19 protein-coding genes are annotated in these 23394 nt (G+C 73.3%); 13 read left to right on the forward strand and 6 right to left on the reverse strand.

From position 1 onward, the window contains the following. Positions 1–11 precede the first annotated feature (11 nt). The 3 genes from thiE (at position 12) to ACFV9J_RS08035 (ending at position 2791) form a co-directional block, all read left to right on the forward strand. A complete protein-coding gene (thiE, locus tag ACFV9J_RS08025; RefSeq protein ID WP_385351508.1) occupies positions 12–683 on the forward strand; it encodes a thiamine phosphate synthase in 672 nt (223 codons plus the stop codon). 138 nt (positions 684–821) lie between these two features. Beyond that, positions 822–1745, forward strand: coding sequence for a methylenetetrahydrofolate reductase [NAD(P)H] (gene metF, locus ACFV9J_RS08030; RefSeq protein ID WP_385351511.1), 924 nt, complete (start codon positions 822–824; stop codon positions 1743–1745). 56 nt (positions 1746–1801) lie between these two features. Further along, positions 1802–2791: a hypothetical protein gene (locus ACFV9J_RS08035; protein ID WP_385351515.1), complete on the forward strand. Its 990-nt coding sequence runs from the start codon at positions 1802–1804 to the stop codon at positions 2789–2791. 12 nt (positions 2792–2803) lie between these two features. Here ACFV9J_RS08035 and ACFV9J_RS08040 read toward each other — a convergent pair whose 3' ends face one another. Further along, on the reverse strand, positions 2804–4324 hold the full coding sequence (locus ACFV9J_RS08040; protein ID WP_385351518.1) for a phytoene desaturase family protein: 1521 nt from the start codon (positions 4322–4324) through the stop codon (positions 2804–2806). Between the two features lie 492 nt (positions 4325–4816). Further along, positions 4817–5446, reverse strand: a complete 630-nt coding sequence (locus ACFV9J_RS08045) for a TetR/AcrR family transcriptional regulator (protein ID WP_385351520.1) — start codon at positions 5444–5446, stop codon at positions 4817–4819. 183 nt (positions 5447–5629) lie between these two features. Here ACFV9J_RS08045 and ACFV9J_RS08050 point away from each other — a divergent pair, with 183 nt between their 5' ends. The 3 genes from ACFV9J_RS08050 to ACFV9J_RS08060 all read left to right on the forward strand — a co-directional run bounded on the left by ACFV9J_RS08050 (position 5630) and on the right by ACFV9J_RS08060 (position 7885). Continuing rightward, positions 5630–6223, forward strand: a complete 594-nt coding sequence (locus tag ACFV9J_RS08050; RefSeq protein ID WP_385351523.1) for an SAV_6107 family HEPN domain-containing protein — start codon at positions 5630–5632, stop codon at positions 6221–6223. Between the two features lie 148 nt (positions 6224–6371). Further along, on the forward strand, positions 6372–7199 hold the full coding sequence (locus tag ACFV9J_RS08055) for a methyltransferase (protein ID WP_385351526.1): 828 nt from the start codon (positions 6372–6374) through the stop codon (positions 7197–7199). Positions 7200–7477: 278 nt separating this feature from the next. Then, positions 7478–7885 (forward strand): spore wall synthesis complex protein, encoded by a 408-nt coding sequence (locus ACFV9J_RS08060; protein WP_385352210.1) that lies wholly within the window; start codon positions 7478–7480, stop codon positions 7883–7885. A 151-nt stretch (positions 7886–8036) separates the two neighbouring features. On the opposite strand, the gene ACFV9J_RS08065 is transcribed toward ACFV9J_RS08060, so the two are convergent. The 4 genes from ACFV9J_RS08065 to ACFV9J_RS08080 all read right to left on the reverse strand — a co-directional run bounded on the left by ACFV9J_RS08065 (position 8037) and on the right by ACFV9J_RS08080 (position 13666). Next, positions 8037–10427, reverse strand: a complete 2391-nt coding sequence (locus ACFV9J_RS08065) for a DUF3488 and DUF4129 domain-containing transglutaminase family protein (RefSeq protein WP_385351528.1) — start codon at positions 10425–10427, stop codon at positions 8037–8039. Then, entirely contained in the window at positions 10427–11788 is a 1362-nt protein-coding gene (locus ACFV9J_RS08070) for a DUF58 domain-containing protein (protein ID WP_385351531.1), read from the reverse strand. The genes ACFV9J_RS08065 and ACFV9J_RS08070 overlap by 1 nt, the downstream gene beginning before the upstream one ends. Next, the gene (locus tag ACFV9J_RS08075; protein ID WP_385351534.1) at positions 11788–12861 is read right to left on the reverse strand and encodes an AAA family ATPase; all 1074 of its coding nucleotides are present in this window, start codon (positions 12859–12861) and stop codon (positions 11788–11790) included. The genes ACFV9J_RS08070 and ACFV9J_RS08075 overlap by 1 nt, the downstream gene beginning before the upstream one ends. Before the next feature lie 256 nt (positions 12862–13117). Then, positions 13118–13666 (reverse strand): beta-class carbonic anhydrase, encoded by a 549-nt coding sequence (locus ACFV9J_RS08080; RefSeq protein ID WP_385351537.1) that lies wholly within the window; start codon positions 13664–13666, stop codon positions 13118–13120. 427 nt (positions 13667–14093) lie between these two features. Between ACFV9J_RS08080 and rsmH the strand changes: the two genes are divergently transcribed. The 7 genes from rsmH (at position 14094) to murD (ending at position 23381) form a co-directional block, all read left to right on the forward strand. Next, a complete protein-coding gene (gene rsmH / locus ACFV9J_RS08085) occupies positions 14094–15050 on the forward strand; it encodes a 16S rRNA (cytosine(1402)-N(4))-methyltransferase RsmH (RefSeq protein ID WP_385351540.1) in 957 nt (318 codons plus the stop codon). Positions 15051–15123: 73 nt separating this feature from the next. After that, positions 15124–15687, forward strand: a complete 564-nt coding sequence (locus ACFV9J_RS08090; RefSeq protein WP_385351543.1) for a septum formation initiator family protein — start codon at positions 15124–15126, stop codon at positions 15685–15687. Then, positions 15684–17645, forward strand: a complete 1962-nt coding sequence (gene ftsI, locus ACFV9J_RS08095; RefSeq protein ID WP_385351546.1) for a cell division protein FtsI — start codon at positions 15684–15686, stop codon at positions 17643–17645. The genes ACFV9J_RS08090 and ftsI overlap by 4 nt, the downstream gene beginning before the upstream one ends. A gap of 211 nt (positions 17646–17856) precedes the next feature. Continuing rightward, positions 17857–19377 carry a UDP-N-acetylmuramoyl-L-alanyl-D-glutamate--2,6-diaminopimelate ligase gene (locus ACFV9J_RS08100; RefSeq protein WP_385351549.1) on the forward strand — a complete coding sequence of 507 codons (1521 nt, stop codon included), beginning with the start codon at positions 17857–17859 and terminating at the stop codon, positions 19375–19377. 73 nt (positions 19378–19450) lie between these two features. Next, a complete protein-coding gene (gene murF / locus ACFV9J_RS08105) occupies positions 19451–20866 on the forward strand; it encodes a UDP-N-acetylmuramoyl-tripeptide--D-alanyl-D-alanine ligase (RefSeq protein ID WP_385351552.1) in 1416 nt (471 codons plus the stop codon). Next, the gene (mraY, locus tag ACFV9J_RS08110; RefSeq protein ID WP_385352212.1) at positions 20866–21957 is read left to right on the forward strand and encodes a phospho-N-acetylmuramoyl-pentapeptide-transferase; all 1092 of its coding nucleotides are present in this window, start codon (positions 20866–20868) and stop codon (positions 21955–21957) included. Before murF ends, mraY begins: the two co-directional genes overlap by 1 nt. Before the next feature lie 8 nt (positions 21958–21965). Beyond that, positions 21966–23381 carry a UDP-N-acetylmuramoyl-L-alanine--D-glutamate ligase gene (murD, locus tag ACFV9J_RS08115; protein WP_385352214.1) on the forward strand — a complete coding sequence of 472 codons (1416 nt, stop codon included), beginning with the start codon at positions 21966–21968 and terminating at the stop codon, positions 23379–23381. Positions 23382–23394: the final 13 nt, after the last annotated feature.

The raw sequence follows: 23394 nt of genomic DNA on the forward strand, positions 1-23394 counted from the left end.
GGGACACCCGCATGCCCGACACCGCCCCGACCGCCGCCCGCGCCCGGCTCGCCGACGCCCGGCTCTACCTGTGCACGGACGCCCGCCGGAGCCAGGGCGACCTGCCCGAGTTCCTGGACGCCGTGCTCGCCGGCGGCGTCGACATCGTGCAGCTGCGGGACAAGGGAATGGAGGCGGCGGAGGAGCTGGAGCACCTGGCGGTCTTCGCCGACGCCTGCGCCCGCCACGGAAAGCTCCTCGCGGTCAACGACCGCGCGGACGTCGCGCACGCGGCCCGCGCCGACGTGCTGCACCTCGGCCAGGGCGACCTGCCGGTGCCCGCCGCCCGCGCCATCGTCGGCGACGACGTGCTGATCGGCCGCTCCACGCACGCCGAGTCCGAGGCCGCCGCCGCCGCGTCCCAGGAGGGCGTGGACTACTTCTGCACCGGCCCGTGCTGGCCGACCCCCACCAAGCCCGGCCGCCACGCACCCGGCCTCGACCTGGTCCGCCGCACGGCGGCGCCGGGCACCGACCGCCCCTGGTTCGCGATCGGCGGCATCGACCTGGGCAACCTGGACGAGGTGCTGGAGGCGGGCGCCCGGCGCGTGGTCGTCGTCCGCGCGATCACCGCCGCCGAGGACCCGGGCGCGGCGGCGGCCGAGTTCGCCGAGCGGCTGCGGCAGGCACCGGCCCAGGGGTAGCCGCACAGCGTCACCGACGTCGTCGCGGGCCGGCGTCTCCGGCGGGCAGGTGTCCAAAGGGTGGACAACAACTCGACAATGTGGACAAAAGTCCCGCATCCGGTTGGGTGGCCGCCGCACCCTGGCTAACCTGCCCATATGGCCCTCGGAACCGCAAGCACGAGGACGGACCGCGCCCGCACGGTGCGTGACATCCTCGCCACCGGCAAGACGACGTACTCGTTCGAGTTCTCGGCGCCGAAGACGCCCAAGGGCGAGAAGAACCTCTGGAGCGCGCTGCGGCGGGTCGAGGCCGTGGCCCCGGACTTCGTCTCCGTGACCTACGGCGCCGGCGGCTCCACGCGCGCGGGCACGGTCCGCGAGACCCAGCAGATCGTCGCCGACACCACGCTGACCCCGGTGGCCCACCTCACCGCCGTCGACCACTCCGTCGCCGAGCTGCGCAACATCATCGGCCAGTACGCCGACGCCGGGATCCGCAACATGCTGGCCGTGCGCGGCGACCCGCCCGGCGACCCGAACGCCGACTGGATCGCGCACCCCGAGGGCCTGACGTACGCGGCCGAACTGGTCAGGCTCATCAAGGAGTCGGGCGACTTCTGCGTCGGCGTCGCGGCCTTCCCCGAGATGCACCCGCGCTCCGCCGACTGGGACACGGACGTCAGGCACTTCGTCGACAAGTGCCGGGCCGGCGCCGACTACGCCGTCACCCAGATGTTCTTCCAGCCCGACTCCTACCTCCGGCTGCGCGACCGGGTCGCCGCGGCCGGCTGCGCGACCCCGGTCATCCCGGAGGTCATGCCGGTGACCAGTGTGAAGATGCTGGAGAGGTTGCCGAAGCTCAGCAACGCCTCGTTCCCGGCGGAGCTGAAAGAGCGGATCCTCACAGCCAAGGACGATCCGGCGGCTGTACGCTCGATCGGCATCGAGTTCGCCACGGAGTTCTGCGCGCGGCTGCTGGCCGAGGGAGTGCCCGGACTGCACTTCATCACGCTCAACAACTCCACGGCGACGCTGGAAATCTACGAGAACCTGGGCCTGCACCACCCACCGCGGGCCTAGACCGGCCGCACGTATTTGCGACACACTGCGTAACGGCCACTGGGAGAGGGGCGTACATGGGCTGGACGGTCCTCTACATCGCGTTCGGCGGCGTCGCGCTGTGGCTGCTCGGCGAGGTGCTGCTGCAGTACAAGGCGCGGCTGCGCTGGCGACTGCTGGCCTTCGCCGGCTTCGTCGGCGTCGTGGCCGGTGTGCTGATGTCGAACGTGCTCGTCATCGGCGTCGGTGCCGCCGCCTTCGCGGTCGGCCAGACCTACGTCACCCTGTCGTTCCGCCGCGGCTTCGAGGCCGGCTGGGCGGTCAACGCCCCGGCGAGCCTCGTCGGCAAGCGCGGGCGCCCCGAACGGGGCCGCCAGGAACCGACGTTGGAGGTCTCCGGGCTCGAACCCGCCGAGGGCGGCCAGGACCACCACGACGGCTACGACGAGCGCGCCCAGGGCCACGCCCCGGGCCAGGACGACACCGGCTCGTACGGCCACGACGACCACGACCGCGACGACGTCTTCACCCCGGCCCGCCCCGCCGACCCCGCGGCCGCGGAGACCACCGCCGTCTACGCGCCGCAGCCCATGCCGGACGACACCAACTCCTACGGCGTCTACACCGACGCCGGTTACGGCACCGGCCAGCAGCAGGCGGCCACCGCGCCGGGCGCCGACCAGGCGTACGCCTACGACTACTCCGGCTACGGCCAGCAGCAGGAGTACGGCTACGACACCGGCGCCCAGCAGCAGTACGCCGCCTACTCCGACCCGTACATCGGCACCCACACCTACGGCGGCGGAGCGTACGACACGGGCGGCTACGACACGACCGGCGGGCAGCAGCAGTACGGCCAGCAGGGCCAGGGCTACGGGCAGGACCAGTACGCCCCCGGCGGCTACGGCGGCGAGACCCCGGCCGGCGGAGTGTGGGTGCCGCAGCAGCGCAGCACCGACGACCCCTACGGCGGCGAACTCCCGCCCGAGCAGCAGCCCTACCCCTACCAGGGCGACGGCCGGGCGCAGGGTCAGGGCCAGGGCTACGACGAGCAGTACCGCTTCTGAGGAACCGGCCGCTCACTGGGAGCCGCGGAACTCCGGCCCCTCCACCACGAGTCCGGCGACCAGCGCGCCCGACATGCCCGCGTGCGGCAGCCCCCCGCCGGGGTGGGACCAGCCGCCGACGGTGAACAGGCCGTCCGTGCGCGTGCCGTTCGCCGGATGCAGCAGCCGTCCGTCGGCGCCCGCCAGTGACGGCACCGGAATCGCCCCGTCCGCCGCACCGGTGTCCGCCGCGACCTCGGCCGGGGTGCGCACCTCGTGCCACAGGAGGCGGTCGCGCAGGCCGGGCACGGCCCGCTCGGCGGCCTCCATCAGCTGCTCGGCCCAGTGGCCGAACGCCTCGGTCGTGGCCCAGTCGGACCCACCGCCCGGGGCGGGCACCGCCGCGCTGAGCGTCACCGCCTCGTGGTCCGCGTCCGGGACCAGCGCCGGGTCGTCGGGCCGCAGCACGGTGACGGTCGGCCGCGCGGCCATCCCGGGAGCGGCGCCGAACAGGCGGTCCAACTCCGCCTCGCGGTCCGCCGCGTGCACCACCGTGCGGTGCGCCGTGCCCGCCGGACGGCTGCCGCGCAGGGCCAGCAGCACCGTCAGCCGGCTCGACCCACCGCGCTGCGGCGGCACCTCGTCCCCGCCGCGCACCGGCGCTCCGCCGCACAGGCGGTCCAGCACGTCCGGCGCCACGCCGCAGACGACGAACTCGGCCTCCGCCACGGCCCCTTCGGCCAGCTCCACGCCGGCCACCCGGCCGTCCTTCTCGACGATCCCGGTGACCTCGGCCCCGAAGCGGAACTCGACCCGGCGGGCCAGACACCGCTCGTACACCGCCCGCGCCAGCTCCCGCAGACCGCCGCCGCGCACGTACCAGACCCCGAACGCGTACTCCATGTACGGCAGGACCGCGGCGTTCGCCGGGGCGGTGCGGGGATCCAGACCGTGGGCGAGCGCGTGGCTCTCCAGCAGGGCGGCGAGCCGGGCGTCGCGCAGCTCCCACGCGCCGATCTCGGCGAGCGTGCCGGCCCGGCGGGTGCGCAGCAGCCGCTTGTGCGGGACCGCCGGATAGGGCTCGCGCTCGGCCAGCACCCGCCAGTCGGGCCACAGGGGCTCCTCCAGGAGGGGACGGCGCGTGCGGTCCCAGGTCTCCCGGGCCCGCACCAGGAAGTCGCCCCAGCGCCGCCCGGCGCCCGCACCGAGCGCCGCGTCCAGGGCGGCGACGACACCCGCCCGCGAGGCGTTCGGCAGCGAGACCTCCGTGCCGTCCGCGAACACGTGCCGGGACGACGGGTCGACCTGGACCAGCTCGACGCGGGACTCCAGCGGCTCCTTGCCGGTCTTCACGAACAGATCGCGCCAGACCGCGGGCAGCGGGAGCAGGCCGGGACCGGTGTCGAAGCGGAAGCCGTCCCGCTCGACCCGGCCCAGTGCTCCGCCGTAGGTCCCGGCCCGCTCGTACACCACCACCCGGTGGCCCGCGACGGCCAGCCGGGCGGCCGCCGCCATCGCGCCCATCCCGGCGCCGATCACCGCAATCCGTGCCATGCCGTGGACTTTATCCGCCGCCGCCGACACCCCCGTGCGAGGGCTGAGCACCGGAACGGACGTCCGGGTGACCGGTCGGCCGCGCCGCGCCGTGGGGCCGGGTGCGCAGGACTGAGTAGCTGTACCTAGTGCGGCAGATGAGTACGCGCGCGGATGGGCCGCGACCTGCGTGAACGAGAGAGTGGAGACACGGAGAGGGGCACGGCTCCGGTACCGGCGGCACGGGGCGCCGGAACGGAGCCGGGCCCGCGATCCGCTCCTTCCGCCGGCTGTGGCCGGCGGGAGCGAGACACGGGGGAGCCCGGAGGGACGACCGGTGACGGGAGTCCCGACGAGGGGACGTACGGGGGAGCAGGAGAAGGCGCCGGTCCGACGGCGGCCCGCGGGGGACGCGGCCACCACGGACCGGCGTTCTTCGTGCGCCCCCGTCCGCCGGTCGGCTCCGGCAGCTCCTCCCCGGCAGCTCGGCTCCGGCCCCTCGGCTCCGGCCCCTCAGCTCCGGCCGCTCACGCGTCCCTGGAGCAGCCGGGACAGCGCGGCGTGCACGTCGTCGAGCGAGCGCTCCGGCTGGAACGCCTTCCAGTCCAGCGCCGCCACCAGGACCATGCCGACCAGCGCGGCGGCGGTCAGCGGCACGTCGATGTCCTCGCTGAACTCACCGCTCGCCATGCCTTCGCGCAGGACGTCCTCCACCACCGCCACGGCCTCCTGCCGGACCACCAGCAGCGTGGACTGCCAGGCCCGGTTGGTGCGCCACAGCTCGGCGACGTACAGCTGGGTGAAGGCCGGGTAGCGGTCGATGAAGACGAGCCCCGCGCGGATCATCGCGTCCAGGGCGTCGACCCGGCCGCGGCCCTCCCGCGCGGTCCGTTCCGCGGCCTGCCGCAGCGAGGCGGTCAGGAGGCCGACACCGTGCCGCAGCAGCTCCTCGAAGAGGACGGACTTGCTGGCGAAGTTGTAGTAGACCGTGCCCTTCGCGACCCCGGCCCGCTCGGCGATCTCGTCCACGGTGGTGGCGGAGAAGCCCTGCTCGGCGATGAGGGTGACCGCCGCCTCGTAGAGCTTCTGCCGGGTGGCCTCGCGACGGCTGCCGCTCTGCGAGGCGGTGCTGCTGCTTTCCATGGTCCCGATTCTCACAGCACCCCGCACGGCGGCGTCACCGCAGGCCCGCGCACGACCCGAACCGAACGGCCGATCGAATCGAAAGTCCAGGTCAGAACGGATTGTCAGTGCCATACCTCACGATGGGCACATACGGCACCTCCTGCCAGGACGTGCCGTCACGGAGACGACAGGAGGATCGTCATGGCCCACTCGTCCGCAGCCGCCGCCCGGCGGCGCCGCGCAGCCGGCCCTGCACCCTCACTGACCGGACCGGCGAGCGACGTGCACCCCGTGCTCCGCCGCACGACCGCCCCGCCCGCCGCCCTCGGCCTGCTCGCCCAGGCCCGGGCCGGGCTGGAGGAGGCCACCACCCTCGAAACGCCGAACGAGCGCTACGCGACGGCCCACCTCGCCGCCCTGCGCACCGCCGCCGCGGTGCTGGCCGCGCGCGGCCGCCCGGAGACCGGCCCACGGGCCAGGGCCCGCATCCGCAGCGCCTGGGAGGTTCTGCCCGAGATCGCGCCCGAGCTGTCCGACTGGAGCGCGCTGTTCGCCTCCGGCGCGCGGCGCCGGGCCCGCGCCGAGGCGGGCATCCGGGGCGCGGCGGGCAGTCGGGACGCCGACGACCTGATACGCGACGTGGCGATGTTCCTGCGCCTGGTGGAGCGGATACTGGTCCTCCAGCCCGTCCTGCCCCAGCCCCGCCCCGACACGGACCCACCGGGCCAGGGCTCCGAGCGGCCCCGCCGTTTTGACGCCGGTCACCCGGGCCGGGACCTGCCGGACACCGGCTGAGCGGGAGACGAACGGGTGCCCGGTGCGCGCGGCGCAGGCAATAGGGTGGGAGTCGCCTGAAGCCTCCCCCTCCCCGCACCGGGCGGGGGCGGCAGCCCGTTCGCTCCGCCCGTGTCCGAGGCGGTGCCGCGCCGAGGAGTCAACTGCCGTGTCGGACCCGATGCGCCCGCCCGCCTCCCACCCCCGGCCGCACACGGCCGTCTCGCGCTCCGAGCCCTCTCGTTCCCGGGCCGCCCTGCGCACCGCCGTGGTCTGGGACGTCCTCCAGGACGCGCTGGACCGCCGGGTGAAGGCCACGGGCCGGCCGACGCTCGACGTCCTCGACACCGGCGGCGGCAGCGGCAACTTCGCGGTGCCCGTCGCCGGGCTCGGCCACCGCGTCACCGTCGTGGACCCGAGCCCCAACGCCCTGTTCGCCCTGGAGCGCCGGGCCGCCGAGGCCGGTGTCGCCGACCGCGTGCGAGGTGTCCAGGGCGACGCCCGCGGCCTCTTCGACGTGGTCGAGCGCGGCGGCTACGACGCGGTGCTGTGCCACGGCGTCCTGGAGTACGTCGACGACCCCGCGGAGGGCGTCCGCAACGCGGTGGCGGCGCTGCGCGAGGACGGCGTCCTCAGCCTGCTCGCCGCGGGCCTGGGCGGGGCCGTGCTCGCGCGCGCCCTCGCCGGCCACTTCACGGAGGCCAGGCAGGCCCTGGACGACCCGGACGGCCGCTGGGGCACGGGTGACCCGGTGCCGCGCCGGTTCACCGCCGAGCAGCTCACCGGGCTGGTCGAGGCCGCCGGGCTCCGGATCGGTGCCGTGCACGGCGTACGGGTCTTCGCCGATCTCGTTCCCGGCGTGCTGGTGGACACCGAGCCCGGTGCCATGGACGCCCTGCTGAAACTGGAGGCCGCGGCGGCCGAACTCGCCGCGTTCCACTCCGTGGCCACCCAGCTCCATGTGCTCGGCGAGACGCGAGGGACCGACGGGGCCTGAGCGCCGGGTGGGGTAAGGCGCTGATCAGGGACGCGACTGCAGATGGAGTACGCCACAGGCCCCCCGAACGGGGGGCAGTCGCCGTATGATCGAGGGAGACGGCCCGGCATGACGGGTCGGCCGCTGGGGAATGGGAACTTCAGCGAGCCGGTACGGCCATGACGGAGACCGGTTGGCCAATTGGCGCAGAGGGGCGGGTTTCACGGGGGCGGTTCCCTGCCTATCCTGAAGGGACCCCCCCGGGTCGCCCCGGCGACTGCACGATGAGGAGGACCACCGTGCCGCTCTCGGAGAACGAGCAACGCATGCTCGAGCAGATGGAGCGAGCGCTGTACGCCGAAGATCCCAAGTTCGCGACAGCGCTCGAGGGAAACGGGCTGCGTACGTACACCCGGCGACGGGTCTACCAGGCGGTCGCGGGCTTCCTCGTAGGTATTGCGCTTCTCATGGCCGGTATGGTCGCCCAGCAGGTGTGGCTCAGCGTGGTGGGCTTCCTGGTCATGCTGGGGTGCGCGGTGCTCGCCGTGACCGGCTGGCGCAAGGCCCCCAAACCGGGCGAGCAGCAGCAGGCGGCCGGTGCCGGACCGCAGGCCGCGCGCCGCCAAGGACGACAGAAACGCTCGATGATGGACCGCATCGACGAGCGCTGGCAGCGCCGCAGGGACGAGCAGCAGGGCGGCCAGTAGCGCCGTCCGAGCAGCCGCTCACCAGCACATGCGCGTGAGGGGGTGACCACCGTCCGGGTGGTCACCCCCTCACGCGTACCCATGAGCGCCCGTCGGCGCCCCGAGACACCGGCCGGGGCGCCGACCCGCGTGGGGTCGGCGCCCGTTCGGCTCAGCCCTGCTGGTCCGACGTCCTGCGCCACTGGGGCCGGGCGGCCGCGGCCCGCCGTTTCAGGGCCGTCCACCGGGCCGACACCGTCCAGGTCACCCGGATGGCCGAACGCGGGGCGAACCGTGCGCGCAGCCGCGTTCCGCGGCCTGCCGTGGCCCGCAGCCCGGCGGTCGCCAGCCGCACATCCTCCGCCAGCCCCGCCGTCGGGCGCGGGTGGGGCGCGTAGAGCACCTGCTCCACGGCGTCCGCGACCCGGTGCACCGCCTGTGCGGCCGTCGGCTCGAGCCGGCCCAGCCGGACGACGCGGGCCGCCGCCTTGCGCGGGGTCTGCGACTCCTGAGGCAGGATGCCGAGGTCCCACGCGGCGTCGGTCAGCTCCTGCCACACCGCGAGGGTGTGCGGGCCGACGTCCGCCGCACCCCGGCCGTGCGCCCCGAGCCGTACCGCCCTGGCGCGCAGCCGCCACAGCATCGGTGCCAACGGGAGCAGCAGCACCACGAGCCCGGCCAGGGCCCAGGCCGGCAGCGCGTACCACTTCGGTCCGTCGTCGCCGGTGACGGGCACGGCCACCGCGGACTCGTTGGAGCAGGCGTCCAGCTTCTTGTCCTGCGGGGCGCAGGTGTCGCTCGACGAGGGCGCCGCGGACGGCTCCGCCTCCGCGCTCCGCGACGGGACGGCCGGGTCCGGCACCGAGCTGCCCGGCCGGTCCGTGATGGTGTACGACGGGGTCGAGCCACGCGTCGGCGTCGGCTCGAAGCGGGTCCAGCCCACGCCCTCGAAGTACACCTCGGGCCACGCGTGCGCGTCCCGCAGCCCCACCGACACCGAGCCGTCCGCCTGCGGGGAGCCCGGCGCGAAGCCGACCGCGACCCTGGCCGGAATGCCCAGGGAACGGGCCATCGCCGCCATGGCGAAGGAGAAGTGGACGCAGAAGCCCTCCTTGTCCTTCAGGAACCGGGCGATCGCCTCCGAGCCGCTGCCGACCTTGACCTGGGTGTCGTACTCGAAGCCGCCGTTGACCGCGAAGTACTCCTGGAGCTCGACCGCCTGCTCGTAGGGGTTCGCGGCGCCGGCGGTGACCTCGCGGGCGGTCCGGGAGACCACGTCGGGCAGCGAGTCCGGCAGCTGCGTGTACTCGCGCGTGAGGGCCGCCGACGGCGGCGGCGCCGCGGCGAGCTGCTCCGCCGTCGGCTGCACGTTCAGACTGCGTACCTCGTACTTCAGCCCGCGGGTGTTCTGGCCGTGGTCGCCGACCAGGGTCATGCCGACGGGCTCGAAGCGCCAGTTGCCCGCGACGCGCACGCCGCTGGGCGGATAGGGCATCGGCAGCCAGTCCTGCGCGTACCAGTCCGCGGCCGAGATCAGGGTCCGGGTCTCCGTGCGCCTGATGTCGGGGCCCAGGCCGGCCGGGGTGGGGAACGTGCCGTCCGGCACGGCGGTGATGCGTCGCTTGGACGGCTTCCAGGTGGTGCCGTCGAAGTCGTCCAGGGACACGATGCGCAGGTACAGGTCGGACAGGTCCTCGGAGTCCGTCTGGACGGAGAGGACCTGGCGGTCCTCGTTGACGTTCAGGCTGTCCCGCAGCGAGACCAGCGGGTTCACCGCGGAGATCGTGCCGCCGCCACCGGTGCCGGAGCCCACGCCGCCGCCGGCGCCGTCCAGCAGCCCGCCGTCCATCGCGGGCAGGGCGAGCGGCACCACCAGTGCGATGCCCAGCGCGAAGGCGCCGATGCGCCGTCCGGTGCGGACCGGGGCCAGGGCGCGCCCCTGCTCCGGCCCCGGTGGGCGCGAGGAGCCGCCGAAGACCCGGCCCCACTGCGAGAGCCGGTCGCGTCCCTCGGCCAGGAGCAGCGTCAGATAGCCGACCGCCGCGACCAGGAACCAGAGCCAGTCGGCGCCGCCCTCGGACAGCCCCGCGGCCACCGAGTAGAGGGCGAGCAGGGGCAGGCCGGCCGGGGCGGCACTGCGGAAGGTCACCGCGAGGGTGTCCACCAGCAGCCCGATCACCAGGACGCCGCCGACCAGCATCAGCCGGATGCCGTCGGACTCCAGCGGCGCCGGGATCGCGTACCGGGCGATGTCGTCGCCGCCCTGCTGGAGCAGGTCGGCGAAGCGCTGGAAGGCCTGCGGGCCGGGGACCAGCCCGGCGAGCGCCTGCTGCCGGGCGAAGACCAGGGTCAGCAGTACCAGCGTGACCAGGGCCTGCGCCGCGATGGTCAGCGGCCGGGCCAGCGGCACCCGCCGGGCCACCGCGCCCACCCCCGACTGCACCGCCAGCAGGACCGCCGCCTGGAGGATCCACGTGGCCGGTTCGACCAACGGCAACAACGCACAGGCCGCCATCAACGTGGCCGCCCAAGCACACACCGCCAACCGCGCGCGCCCGCTCATCACGCCCCCTCCGTGCCGGCCGGCGCCGCGAGGGTGGAGCGTTCGTGGTCGGCCAGGCGCCACACTTCCTCCACGGCGGCGCCCCGGGGGACCGCCACGGCGGTCCAGCCCGCCTCACGGAGCATCCGCAGCCGCTCGCCGCTCCCGGCCGACGGGCCGGGCACGTCGGCCGGCTCCCGGGCCCACGTCTCGCTGTCCAGGACGAAGGCGACGGCGCCGCCGCCCCGCTGCCGCATCTTCGCCACCACCGTGGCCTGCTCCTCGTCCAGGTCGCCGAAGAACGCCACCAGCAGCCCCTCGTTCCCGCCGCGCAGCATGTCGTACGCCCGCGACAGACTCGTGTCGTCGCAGTGGTCGATCACGGCGAGGGTGTCCATCATCAGACCGGCCGCGTCGGCCGTCCCCTGGCTCGCGCCCGCGAAGCCGTCGGCGCCTTCGCCCGGCACCGCGTCGCCGTTGCCGGTGAGCAGCCGGACGGAGAAGCCCCGCTCCAGCATGTGCACCAGCACGGACGCCGCGCCCGACACCGCCCACTCGAAGGCCGAGTCGGGGCCCGCGCCCTCGAAGGCCACGACCCGGGTGTCGAGCAGCACCGTGCAGCGGGCCCGCTGCGGCTGCTCCTCGCGGCGCACCATCAGCTCGCCGTAGCGCGCGGTGGAGCGCCAGTGCACGCGGCGCAGGTCGTCGCCGTAGCGGTACCCGCGGGGGATCACGTCGTCGTCACCGGCCAGGGCGAGCGAGCGCTGCCGCCCCTCGCCGTACCCCTTCGCCTCACCGCTCAGCCGCACCGGCGGCAGGGCCTCCACCCGCGGGATCACCGTCAGGGTGTCGTACGTCGAGAAGGAGCGGGTCAGCTCGCACAGGCCGAACGGGTCGGTCAGGCGCAGCTGCAACGGGCCCAGCGGGAAGCGGCCGCGCAGGTCGGAGCGGACCCGGTAGGACACCTCGCGGCGACCGCCCGGCTCCACCCGGTCGAGCACGAAGCGGGGACGCGGACCGAGTACGTAGGGCACCCGGTCCTGGAGCATCAGCAGACCGGTGGGCAGCCGGGAGACGTTGTCGACGCGCAGGTGCACCCTGGCCTCGCTGCCCGCGGGCACCCGCCCGGGGGAGAGCCGGCGACTGCCCGCGACCCGGTAGCGCGTGCGGTACAGCACGGCCGCGCAGACCAGGGGCAGGGCACCCAGGAGCAGCCCGACGCGCAGCAGGTCGCTCTGTCCCAGCACGTACGCGCAGACCGCGGCCGCGATACCGGCGGCCAGGAAGGAGCGCCCGCGGGTGGTCAGACCGGAAAGGGCGGTCCGGATGCCGCCGTCCTCGCCCCCGTCGGCCTCGGACCGGTCCGTCCCCCCGGCGTCCATCACAGCCTCCGCGGCGGCTGCTGACCGTACGCCGACGTGCCGCGGCCCACGCCGAAGCCGGTCTGCTGCTGGGGCTCCGCGGGCACCGCGGTGCGCTGCAGGATCTCCTGGACGACCTGCTCGGCGGTGCGGCGGCCCAGCTGGGCCTGCGCGGTCGGCAGCAGCCGGTGGGCCAGGACGGCGACCGCGAGGGCCTGCACGTCGTCCGGCAGCGCGTAGTCCCGTCCGCCCAGGGCGGCGGACGCCTTCGCCGCGCGCAGCAGGTGCAGCGTGGCCCGCGGCGAGGCGCCGAGTCTGAGGTCCGGGTGGGTGCGGGTGGCGGCGACCAGGTCCACCGCGTACCGCCGGACCGGATCCGCCACGTGGACGCCGCGGACCGCCTCGATCAGCTTCAGGATGTCGTGCGCGTGCGCCACCGGCTGGAGGTCGTCCAGCGGGCTGGCCCCGCCGTGCACGTCGAGCATCTGCAACTCGGCCTCCGGGCTCGGATAGCCGATGGAGACCCGGGCCATGAAGCGGTCCCGCTGGGCCTCCGGAAGCGGGTAGGTGCCCTCCATCTCGACCGGGTTCTGCGTCGCCACCACCATGAAGGGACTGGGCAGCTCGTAGGTCTGGCCGTCGATGGTGACCTGGCGCTCCTCCATCGACTCGAGCAGTGCCGACTGCGTCTTCGGCGACGCGCGGTTGATCTCGTCGCCGATCACCACCTGGGCGAAGATCGCGCCCGGCTTGAACTCGAAGTCCCGCCGCTGCTGGTCCCAGATCGACACCCCGGTGATGTCCGAGGGCAGCAGGTCCGGCGTGAACTGGATCCGGCGCACGGAACAGTCGATGGACCGCGCCAGCGCCTTGGCCAGCATGGTCTTGCCGACGCCCGGCACATCCTCGATCAGCAGGTGTCCCTCGGCCAGCAGCACGGTCAGCGAGAGCCGGACGACCTCGGGCTTGCCCTCGATCACGTCCTCCACCGAACCGCGGACCCGCTCGACCACGGCGGTCAGATCTTCCCCCACGCTCCCGTACGCTCGCGCGGCGGTGCCTCCACGGCTCGCCTGATCGTCATAGGTCGTCACCCGGCCCTCCTCGGCCTTTCCCCGCACTCCCTGGGAAGTGGGGGTACCCCAACTTGCCGGCCGGCCCCGCACCGCGGACCGGCCCAACCCGAATCACGGACACCGCGCGGAAAAAGTTCCGCGCGACACCACTTCCCGCATTCTTGCCGCCGTTACCGATTCGTGTCACTCGCCTGTGGACAACTGGCCGCGATATGTCGGCCCTTACGGCCTTTGCGGAGCTTGCGCGGCGCGATCGTCGGGGCGGGCCGCCGGATCAGGCGGGGTCGACCTCGCGCAGCAGACCGGTCTTCACGTCGAAGACGAAACCGCGCACGTCCTCGGTGTGCAGCAGGAACGGCGAGGTGCGCACCCGCTCGATCGACTGCCGCACGTCCTGGTCGGCGTCCCGGAACGCCTCCACCGCCCACGCGGGACGCTGGCCCACCTCCAGCTCCAGATCGTGCCGGAACTCCTCGGTGATGGTCTCCATGCCGCAGCCCGTGTGGTGGATGAGGGCCACGCTGCGGGTGCCGAGCGCCCGCTGGCTGATCGTCAGGGACCGGATCACGTCGTCGGTGACGACACCGCCCGCGTTGCGGATCGTGTGGCAGTCGCCGAGCTTCAGGCCGAGCGCGGCGTGCAGGTCCAGACGGGCGTCCATGCAGGCCACGACGGCGACGCGCTGTACGGGGCGGGCGTCCATGCCGGGGTCGGCGAACGCCGCTGAGTAGCGTTCGTTCGCCTCGACGAGCCGGTCGGTGACGGTGTGGTCGGCCACGGTGGCGGATTCGGAGGCGGCGGGTACCGATGCAGAAGTCGTCATATCCATGACGTTACTGGCCGCCCCGGCCCGTGGCCCGCTGTGAAGCGGGACAAAGAACGTCATCGAGGCTTGTTGTGAGCCAACCCACAGGGTGGCCGGATTGCGGCCGTACGAGTGAAAAGCCGTGCGATGCCGGTTTGCTGACACCGGTGTCCGCGACGCGCAGGCCGGTTGATTGACCGGGCGACACCGTGGACTAAAGTGGCGCGAAGCGGGAGGCGAGGCCTCCCTGCTGGACTGAATTCCCCGGAGACCTGGGCGACGTCCCGCCAGATCTCCCCACGTGCGCGGCGCGTACGTACGGCTCGGCCTCCTCCCGCTCCCGGCCGGCCGACGCTTTTGGCGCCGGCAGGCCTCCCCTTCAGATGCGAGCGGGAGGGGACCCGGCAGTGCGTGACGCCGCGCCGGACCTGAGAGGCCCCCGCACTTGAGCCAGAGTCGACACGTCCCGGTGATGCTCCAGCGGTGTCTGGACCTGCTGGCACCCGCCCTGACGGAGCCGGGAGCCGTGGTCGTCGACTGCACGCTGGGGCTCGGCGGGCACAGTGAGGCGCTCCTCGAACGCTTCCCCGAGGCCCGGCTCGTCGCCCTGGACCGCGACAAGGAGGCCCTGCGCCTGTCCGGCGAGCGGCTCGCCCCGTACGGCGCACGCGCCACCCTCGTGCACGCCGTCTACGACGAGCTGCCCGACGTGCTCGACCGGCTCGGCGTCCCCCGCGTCCAGGGCGTGCTGTTCGACCTCGGCGTCTCCTCCATGCAGCTCGACGAGGCCGGCCGCGGTTTCGCCTACGCCCAGGACGCCCCGCTCGACATGCGGATGGACCAGAGCACCGGCATGAGCGCCGCCGAGGTCCTCAACACCTACCCGCCCGGTGAACTCGTCCGCATCCTGCGGGCGTACGGCGAGGAGAAGCAGGCCAAGCGGATCGTGTCCGCCGTCGTGCGGGAGCGCGAGAAGGAGCCGTTCACCAACAGCGCCCGCCTGGTGGAGCTGATCCGCGCGGCGCTGCCGCAGGCCGCCAAGCGCACCGGCGGCAACCCGGCCAAGCGCACCTTCCAGGCCCTGCGCATCGAGGTCAACGGCGAGCTGTCCGTCCTGGAGCGGGCGATCCCGGCCGCCGTCGAGTCGGTCGCGGTCGGCGGGCGGATCGCCGTGCTGTCGTACCACTCGCTGGAGGACCGGCTGGTCAAACAGGTGTTCGCGGCCGGAGCCGCCAACACCGCGCCGCCCGGCCTGCCCGTCGTCCCCGAGCAGTACGCACCGCGGCTCAAGCTGCTCACCCGCGGTGCCGAACTCCCCACCGAGGAGGAGATCGCCGAGAACCGTCGCGCGGCACCGGCACGGCTGCGCGGCGCCGAGCGCATCAGGGAGTCCCTCGGGTGAAGGGGGTCCCTCGGGCGGAGCGAGCGAGGCAGGCCGGGCACCGGTGCGGACGACACCCCCTAGGGGAGGGCGTGTGAGCAGGAAACCCGAACTGAAGGGCAGGGCGGCCCGACTGGCCCGGCTCCTGCCCATCGGCGGCCCCCGGGGCCAGGCGGCCCGGGCGCCGTTCGTCCTCCTGGTCGTCGTCCTCCTCGGCGGCGGCCTCATCGGGCTCCTCGTGCTGAACTCCGCCCTGAGCGAGGGCTCCTTCCAGCTGGACGACCTCAAGCAGCGGACCAAGGAACTCACCGACGAGGAACAGGCGCTTCAGCGGGACATCGACGCCTACTCCGCCCCCCGGGCCCTCCAGCGCCGCGCCCGCGAACTGGGCATGGTGCCCGGCGGCGACCCCGCCTTCCTCGACCCCGACGGCACCGTCAAGGGCGTGCCCAGCCCCGCCCCCGCCGCGGCCGCCCCGCTCGTCCTCGCCCCCGAGGCGCTGGCCTCGACGTCCGCCGGCGAGTCCACGGTCACACCGTCCCCCTACACCGCCCCCGCCGGCCCGGCCCCCACGCCCACCACCGCGGCCCCGTCCGGCGCAGCCGCCACCCCCACCACCGCGGCGCCGCCCACCCCGACCCCGACTCCCGGCAGGTGACGGAAGTGTCCGACAGGGAACCGCGCCGCCGGGTGCCCGGACCCGCGAGGCCCGTCCGCCCCGGCGGCGGGCGCCGCCCGGGGCCCGGCGCCCGGCCCACCCGCAGGCCGGGACCGCCCCGCCCGGCGCCCCGCGCCTTCCGGCTGGGCAGCCCGCGCCCCCGGCTGCGCATGATCGGCCTCGCGCTGACCCTGGTGCTGGCCGCGTTCGTCGTACGGCTCCTCCAGGTGCAGGCCGTCGACGCCGGCACCTACTCGGCGAAGGCCGAGCAGAACCGCTACGTCGTGCACACCCTGCCCGCCGAACGCGGCGGGATCACCGACCGCAACGGCGTCACCCTCGCGAGCACCGTGGACTCCTACGACATCACCGCCGACCCCACGATGTTCACCCGCGAGCAGCTGAAGGTCGGCGACGGACCCGAGCAGGCGGCGGCGCTCCTCGCGCCGATCCTCGGCCAGGACCAGGAGCAGCTGGCCAAGGTGCTCCGCCCGAAGAACAAGGAGCTGCGCTACGTCCGCCTCGCGCGCCGGCAGACCCCCCAGGTCTGGAACCAGATCAAGGACCTGAAGACCGCGCTCACCACGAAGGCGGAGACCGACAGGTCCGCGGTCAACGTCCTCGCGGGCGTCTTCGCCGACCCCAGCAGCAAGCGGGTGTACCCGGGCGGCGACCTCGCCGCCGGCATCCTCGGCTGGGTCGGCGCCGACGGCAAGGGCGGCGGCGGCCTGGAGCGGAAGCTGGACAAGACGCTGGCCGGCGAGGACGGCAAGATCCGCTACGCGCAGTCCGGCGGGCGCCAGGTGCCCACCGCCGGTTCCACCGAGACGCCCGCCGTGCCGGGCAGCGACGTCGAGCTGACCATCGACCGCGACATCCAGTGGGCCGCGCAGCACGCCATCAGCGAGCAGGTGGAGAAGTCCAAGGCGGACGGCGGCTACGTCATCGTCCAGGACACGCAGACCGGCGAGATCCTCGCCATGGCCAACTCGCCGAGCTTCGACCCGGGCGACCTCGCCCACGCGGACCCGGACGCGCTGGGCAACGCCGCGCTCCAGGACGCCTTCGAGCCGGGCTCCACCGCCAAGGTGCTGTCCATGGCGGCCGTGCTGGAGGAGAACGTCGCCACGCCGGGCACCCACATCACCGTCCCCAACCGGCTCAAGCGCGGCGACCGGCTCTTCAAGGACGACATCGACCACCCGACCTGGTACCTCACGCTCAACGGCGTGCTCGCCAAGTCCAGCAACATCGGCACCATCATGGCCACCGGCGAACTGGGCAAGACCCAGGCCGAGGCCAACAAGGTGCTCTACTCCTACCTGCGCAAGTTCGGCCTCGGCGGCTACAGCGGGCTCGGCTTCCCCGGCGAGACCAAGGGCATCCTCGCGCCGCCCGACCAGTGGTCGACCTCGCAGCAGTACACGATCCCTTTCGGCCAGGGCGTCTCCGTGAACGCGCTCCAGGCGGCCTCCATCTACTCGACCGTCGCCAACGGCGGCGTCCGCATCGAACCCACGCTGGTCCGCGGCACCAAGGGCGCCGACGGTCGCTTCACTCCGGCCCCGGAACCCAAGAAGACCCGCGTGACCAGCGAGAAGACCGCGAAGACCCTCGCGCAGATGCTGGAGTCCGTCGTCGACGACGAGGAGGGCACCGGCACCAAGGCCCGCATCCCCGGCTACCGGGTGGCGGGCAAGACGGGCACGGCCAACCGGGTGGATCCGGCCACCGGCAAGTACCACGGCTACACCTCGTCCTTCGCCGGGTTCGCCCCCGCCGACAAGCCCCGCGTCACCGTCTACTGCGCCATCCAGAACGCCACCGAGGGCAGCTACTTCGGCGGCCAGATCTGCGGCCCCATCTACAAGCAGGTCATGGAGTTCGCCCTGAAGACCCTCCAGGTCCCGCCGACCGGGGCCGACCCCGCGAACCTCCCGGTCACCTTCAAGCCCTGAGCCGCACCGCCCCCCACCGACACCGAGCCCGTACCGAGCCAGCGCCGATTCAGTACCGAGCCACCAGGAACCACCCGTGACGACGATCACCCCCGACCCCGGGAACCAGAACAGCCCCCGCACCTCGCTTCGCCCGCAGGCGGGTACTGCCGGTACGCTCACCGCCGTGCCACACCCTGATCAGTCCCAAACCACCCAGAAGGGCCACCCCGTGACATACCCGGGACCGCCCCGGCCGGTGCGGATCTCCGCCACACCCCTCGCGGAACTCGCCGATCAGCTGGGTACCTCCGCGCCGGACGGCTCCGCCGAGGTCACGGGCATCACCCACGACTCGCGCGCCGTCCGCCCCGGCGACCTGTACGCCGCCCTCCCCGGAGCCCGCGCCCACGGCGCCGACTTCGTCACCCAGGCCGCGGGCCTCGGCGCCGCGGCCGTGCTGACCGACCCGGCCGGCGCGGAGCGCGTCGCCGCCACCGGTCTGCCGGCGCTCGTCGTCGACGACCCGCGCGCGCGGATGGGCGAGCTGGCGGCCACGATCTACGGCCACCCCGGCCGCGACCTGCTCCAGATCGGCATCACCGGCACCTCCGGCAAGACCACCACCGCCTACCTCGTCGAGGGCGGCCTGCGCACGGCGAAGTCCACCGGGCTGATCGGCACGGTCGAGATGCGCATCGGCGACGAGCGCATCAAGTCCGAGCGCACCACGCCCGAGGCCACCGACCTCCAGGCCCTGTTCGCGGTGATGCGCGAGCGCGGCACCGAGGCGGTCGCCATGGAGGTCTCCAGCCACGCCCTGGTGCTCGGCCGCGTCGACGCCTGCGTCTTCGACATCGCCGTCTTCACCAACCTCAGCCCGGAGCACATGGAGTTCCACTCCGGCATGGAGGACTACTTCCAGGCCAAGGCGCAGCTCTTCACGCCGAAGCGCAGCAAACTCGGCGTGGTCAACGTCGACGACGAGTACGGGCGCCGCCTCGCGAACGAGGCCACCGTCCCGGTCGTCACCTACTCCGCCGAGGGCCACCCGGACGCCGACTGGCGCGCCGACGAGGTCGAGGTCGGCCCGCTGGACTCGACGTTCACCGTGCTCGGGCCGAAGGGCGAGCGGATCGCCGCCAAGTCGCCGCTGGCCGGACCCTTCAACGTGGCGAACACCCTCGCCGCGATCGTCGCCCTGGCCGCCGCCGGACTCGACCCGCAGCGCGCCGCCGACGGCGTCGCCGCCGTACCGGGCGTACCGGGCCGCCTCGAGCGCGTGGACGAGGGCCAGCCCTACTTCGCGGTGGTCGACTACGCCCACAAGACCGACGCCGTCGAGTCGGTCCTGCGGGCCCTGCGCAAGGTGACGGAGGGCAAGCTGCACGCCGTGCTCGGCTGCGGCGGCGACCGGGACACCACCAAGCGGGAGCCGATGGGCGCCGCCGTGGCCCGGTTCGCCGACACCGCCGTACTGACCTCCGACAACCCCCGCTCCGAGGACCCCCTCGCGATCCTCGCCACCATGCTCCAGGGCGCGGCGTCCGTGCCCGCGCACGAGCGCGGCGAGGTGCAGGTCTTCGAGGACCGGGCCGCCGCGATCGCCGCCGCCGTCGCCCGGGCCGAGCCCGGCGACACGGTGCTGGTGGCGGGCAAGGGCCACGAGCAGGGCCAGGACATCGCCGGCGTCGTCCGTCCCTTCGACGACCGCCAGGTGCTGCGCGAAGCCATCAAGAAGACCCGGGGATGAAATCCCGAACGATCCAAGGGACGAGATCCCGAATGATCCAGCCGATCCTGATCCTGATCCAGGGGACGAACTTGTGATCACCCTCTCACTCGCCGAGATCGCAGAAGTCGTCGGCGGGCGGATGCACGACATACCGGACGCGTCCGCCGAGGTCACCGGGCCGGTCGTCCGGGACTCCCGGGAAGCCGGACCCGGCAGCCTCTTCGTCGCCTTCGTCGGCGAACGGGTGGACGGCCACGACTTCGCCGCGCAGGTCGTCGAAGCGGGAGCGGTGGCCGTCCTCGGCTCCCGGCCCGTCGGCGTGCCCGCGATCGTCGTCGACGACGTCCAGGCCGCCCTCGGCGCCCTCGCCCGGCACGTCGTGCGACGCCTCGGCACCACCCTCGTGGCCCTCACCGGGTCGGCCGGCAAGACCAGCACCAAGGACCTGATCGCCCAGGTACTGCGCCGCAAGGCGCCCACGGTCTTCACGCCCGGCTCCATGAACAACGAGGTCGGGCTGCCGCTCACCGCGCTCACCGCCACCGACGAGACGAAGTTCCTCGTCCTGGAGATGGGCGCCCGCGGCATCGGCCACATCCGGTACCTGTGCGAGCTGACCCCGCCGAGGATCGGCGCGGTCCTCAACGTCGGCTCCGCGCACATCGGCGAGTTCGGCGGCCGGGAGCAGATCGCCCAGGCCAAGGGCGAACTCGTCGAGGCCCTGCCGCCGGCCGCGGAGGGCGGCGCCGCGATCCTCAACGCGGACGACCCGCTCGTACGGGCCATGGCCTCCCGAACGAAGGCGAAGGTGATCCTTTTCGGAGAGTCCGGCGAAGCGGACGTGTCCGCCGAGAACGTGCGACTCACGGACACCGGACAGCCTTCCTTCAGCCTTCACACACCCTCCGGTGCAAGCGATGTGACCATGCGCCTGTACGGTGAGCACCACGTGTCGAACGCGCTCGCCGCGGCCGCCGTCGCCCACGAGTTGGGCATGTCCGCAGACGAGATCGCCACCGCGCTCTCCGAGGCGGGCTCCCTCTCCCGCTGGCGGATGGAGGTCACCGAGCGCCCGGACGGCGTGACGGTCGTCAACGACGCCTACAACGCGAACCCCGAGTCCATGAAGGCCGCGCTGCGTGCGCTCGTCGCCATGGGAAAGGGGCGCCGTACGTGGGCGGTGCTCGGCAAGATGGCCGAGCTCGGGGACGAGGCGCTCGCCGAGCACGACGCGGTCGGACGGCTCGCCGTCCGGCTCAACGTCAGCAAGCTCGTCGCGGTCGGGGGCAGGGAAGCCCGATGGCTGCAACTGGGCGCATATAACGAGGGTTCGTGGGGTGAGGAGTCGGTGCACGTGTCCGACGCACAGGCGGCGGTCGACCTGTTGCGCAGCGAGTTGCGCCCAGGGGACGTCGTGCTCGTGAAGGCGTCCCGTTCGGTGGGTCTGGAGAGCGTCGCCACGGCGCTGCTGGAGACCGGCGCCGAGGGTGAGGTTGCCGCCCGATGATGAAGCAGATCCTGTTCGCAGGAGTCATTGGCCTCTTCCTCACGCTGGTCGGCACCCCGCTGCTGATCAAGCTCCTGGCCCGCAAGGGCTACGGCCAGTACATCCGCGACGACGGACCGCGCGAGCACGCCAGCAAGCGCGGTACGCCGACCATGGGCGGCATCGCCTTCATCTTCGCCACGGTCGCCGCGTACTTCCTCGCCAAGGGCATCACCAGCTACCTGGACCCCGACATCGACGCGGGGCCGACCTTCTCCGGTCTGCTGGTGATCGGCCTGATGGTGGGCATGGGCCTGGTCGGCTTCCTCGACGACTACATCAAGATCGTCAAACGGCGTTCGCTGGGCCTGCGGGCCAGGGCGAAGATGATCGGCCAGCTGACCGTCGGCATCGCCTTCGCCGTGCTCGCGCTGCAGTTCGCGGACAACCGGGGCAACACCCCGGCGTCCACGAAGCTGTCGTTCATCACCGACTTCGGCTGGACCATCGGCCCGGTGCTGTTCGTCGTCTGGGCGCTGTTCATGATCCTCGCGATGTCGAACGGCGTGAACCTCACCGACGGCCTGGACGGCCTGGCCACCGGCGCCTCCGTCCTGGTCTTCGGCGCCTACACCTTCATCGGCGTCTGGCAGTTCCAGGAGTCCTGCGCCAACGCGCTGACCCTGACCAACCCGGGCGCCTGCTACGAGGTGAGAGACCCGCTCGACCTCGCGGTGGTCGCCTCCGCGCTGATGGGTTCCTGCCTCGGCTTCCTGTGGTGGAACACCTCGCCGGCCAAGATCTTCATGGGCGACACCGGTTCGCTCGCGCTCGGCGGTGTGCTCGCGGGTCTGGCGATCTGCTCGCGCACCGAACTGCTGATGGCCATCCTCGGCGGCCTGTTCGTGCTGATCACCATGTCGGTGGTCATCCAGGTCGGCTCCTTCCGCCTCACCGGCAAGCGGGTCTTCAGGATGGCGCCACTCCAGCACCACTTCGAACTCAAAGGCTGGTCCGAAGTCCTTGTCGTGGTCCGCTTCTGGATCATCCAGGGCATCTGTGTGATCGTCGGACTCGGCCTCTTCTACGCGGGATGGGCAACGGACAAGTGACCTCCTCGGTGCCTTCGGAATTCAGCGGCAAGCACGTCACCGTCGCCGGGCTCGGCGTCTCCGGCGTCCCGGCGGCCAAGGTGCTGCACGGGCTCGGCGCGCACGTCACCGTCGTCAACGACGGCGCCGACGAGCGGGCCCGGACGCAGGCGGCGGAGCTGGAGTCGCTCGGCGTCACCGTGCGCCTGGGGGACGGGGACACGCTTCCCGAGGGCACCGAGCTGATCGTCACCGCACCGGGCTGGAAGCCCACCAAGCCGCTGTTCGCGGCGGCCGGACAGGCCGGTGTCCCGGTCTGGGGCGATGTGGAACTGGCCTGGCGGCTGCGCGGCCTGGACGGCCGCAAGCCCGCGCCCTGGCTCGCCGTCACCGGCACCAACGGCAAGACCACCACCGTCCAGATGCTCGCGTCGATCCTGAAGGCGGCCGGTCTGCGCACCGCCGCCGTCGGCAACATCGGCGTCTCCCTGCTGGACGCGGTCACGGGCGAGGAGGAGTACGACGTCCTCGCCGTGGAGCTGTCCAGCTACCAGCTCCACTGGGCGCCCTCGCTGCGTGCCCACTCCGCCGTCGTGCTCAACCTCGCCCCGGACCACCTCGACTGGCACGGCTCCATGGAGGCCTACGCCGCCGACAAGGGCCGCGTCTACGAGGGCAATCGGGTCGCCTGCGTCTACAACGTGGCCGACAAGGCGACCGAGGACCTGGTCCGCGGCGCCGACGTCGAGGAGGGCTGCCGGGCGGTCGGCTTCACCCTCGGCACGCCGGGGCCCTCCCAACTCGGCGTCGTGGAGGGCCTGCTGGTCGACCGCGCCTTCGTCGAGGACCGGCAGAAGAACGCCCAGGAGCTGGCCGAGGTCTGCGACGTCAACCCGCCGGCCCCGCACAACATCGCCAACGCCCTCGCCGCCGCGGGCCTCGCCCGCGCCTTCGGCGTCTCCGCGGCCGCCGTACGCGACGGGTTGCGCGCCTTCACGCCGGACGCCCACCGCATCGCGCACGTCGCCGACGTGGACGGGGTGGCCTACGTGGACGACTCCAAGGCCACCAACACCCACGCCACCGAGGCCTCCTTGGCGGCCTACGAGTCGATCGTGTGGATCGCCGGCGGGCTGGCGAAGGGCGCGACCTTCGACGAGCTGGTCGTGGGCGCGGCGAAGCGGCTGCGCGGCGCCGTCCTCATCGGCGCCGACCGCGCCCTGATCCGCGAAGCCCTGGCGCGACACGCGCCCGAAGTACCCGTGGTCGACCTCGACCGGACCGACACTGGTGCGATGCTCCAGGCCGTCCAGGAGGCGCGGCGGCTCGCCCGGCCCGGTGACACGGTGCTGCTGGCCCCGGCCTGTGCCTCCATGGACATGTTCACCAACTACAACCAGCGCGGTGACGCGTTCGCGCAGGCCGTTCGCGAACTCGGCGCCTGACCCGGCCGCCTCC

The sequence above is a fragment of the Streptomyces sp. NPDC059906 genome (assembly GCF_042730645.1).
In the GTDB taxonomy this organism is placed as follows: Bacteria; Actinomycetota; Actinomycetes; order Streptomycetales; family Streptomycetaceae; genus Streptomyces; species Streptomyces rubrogriseus.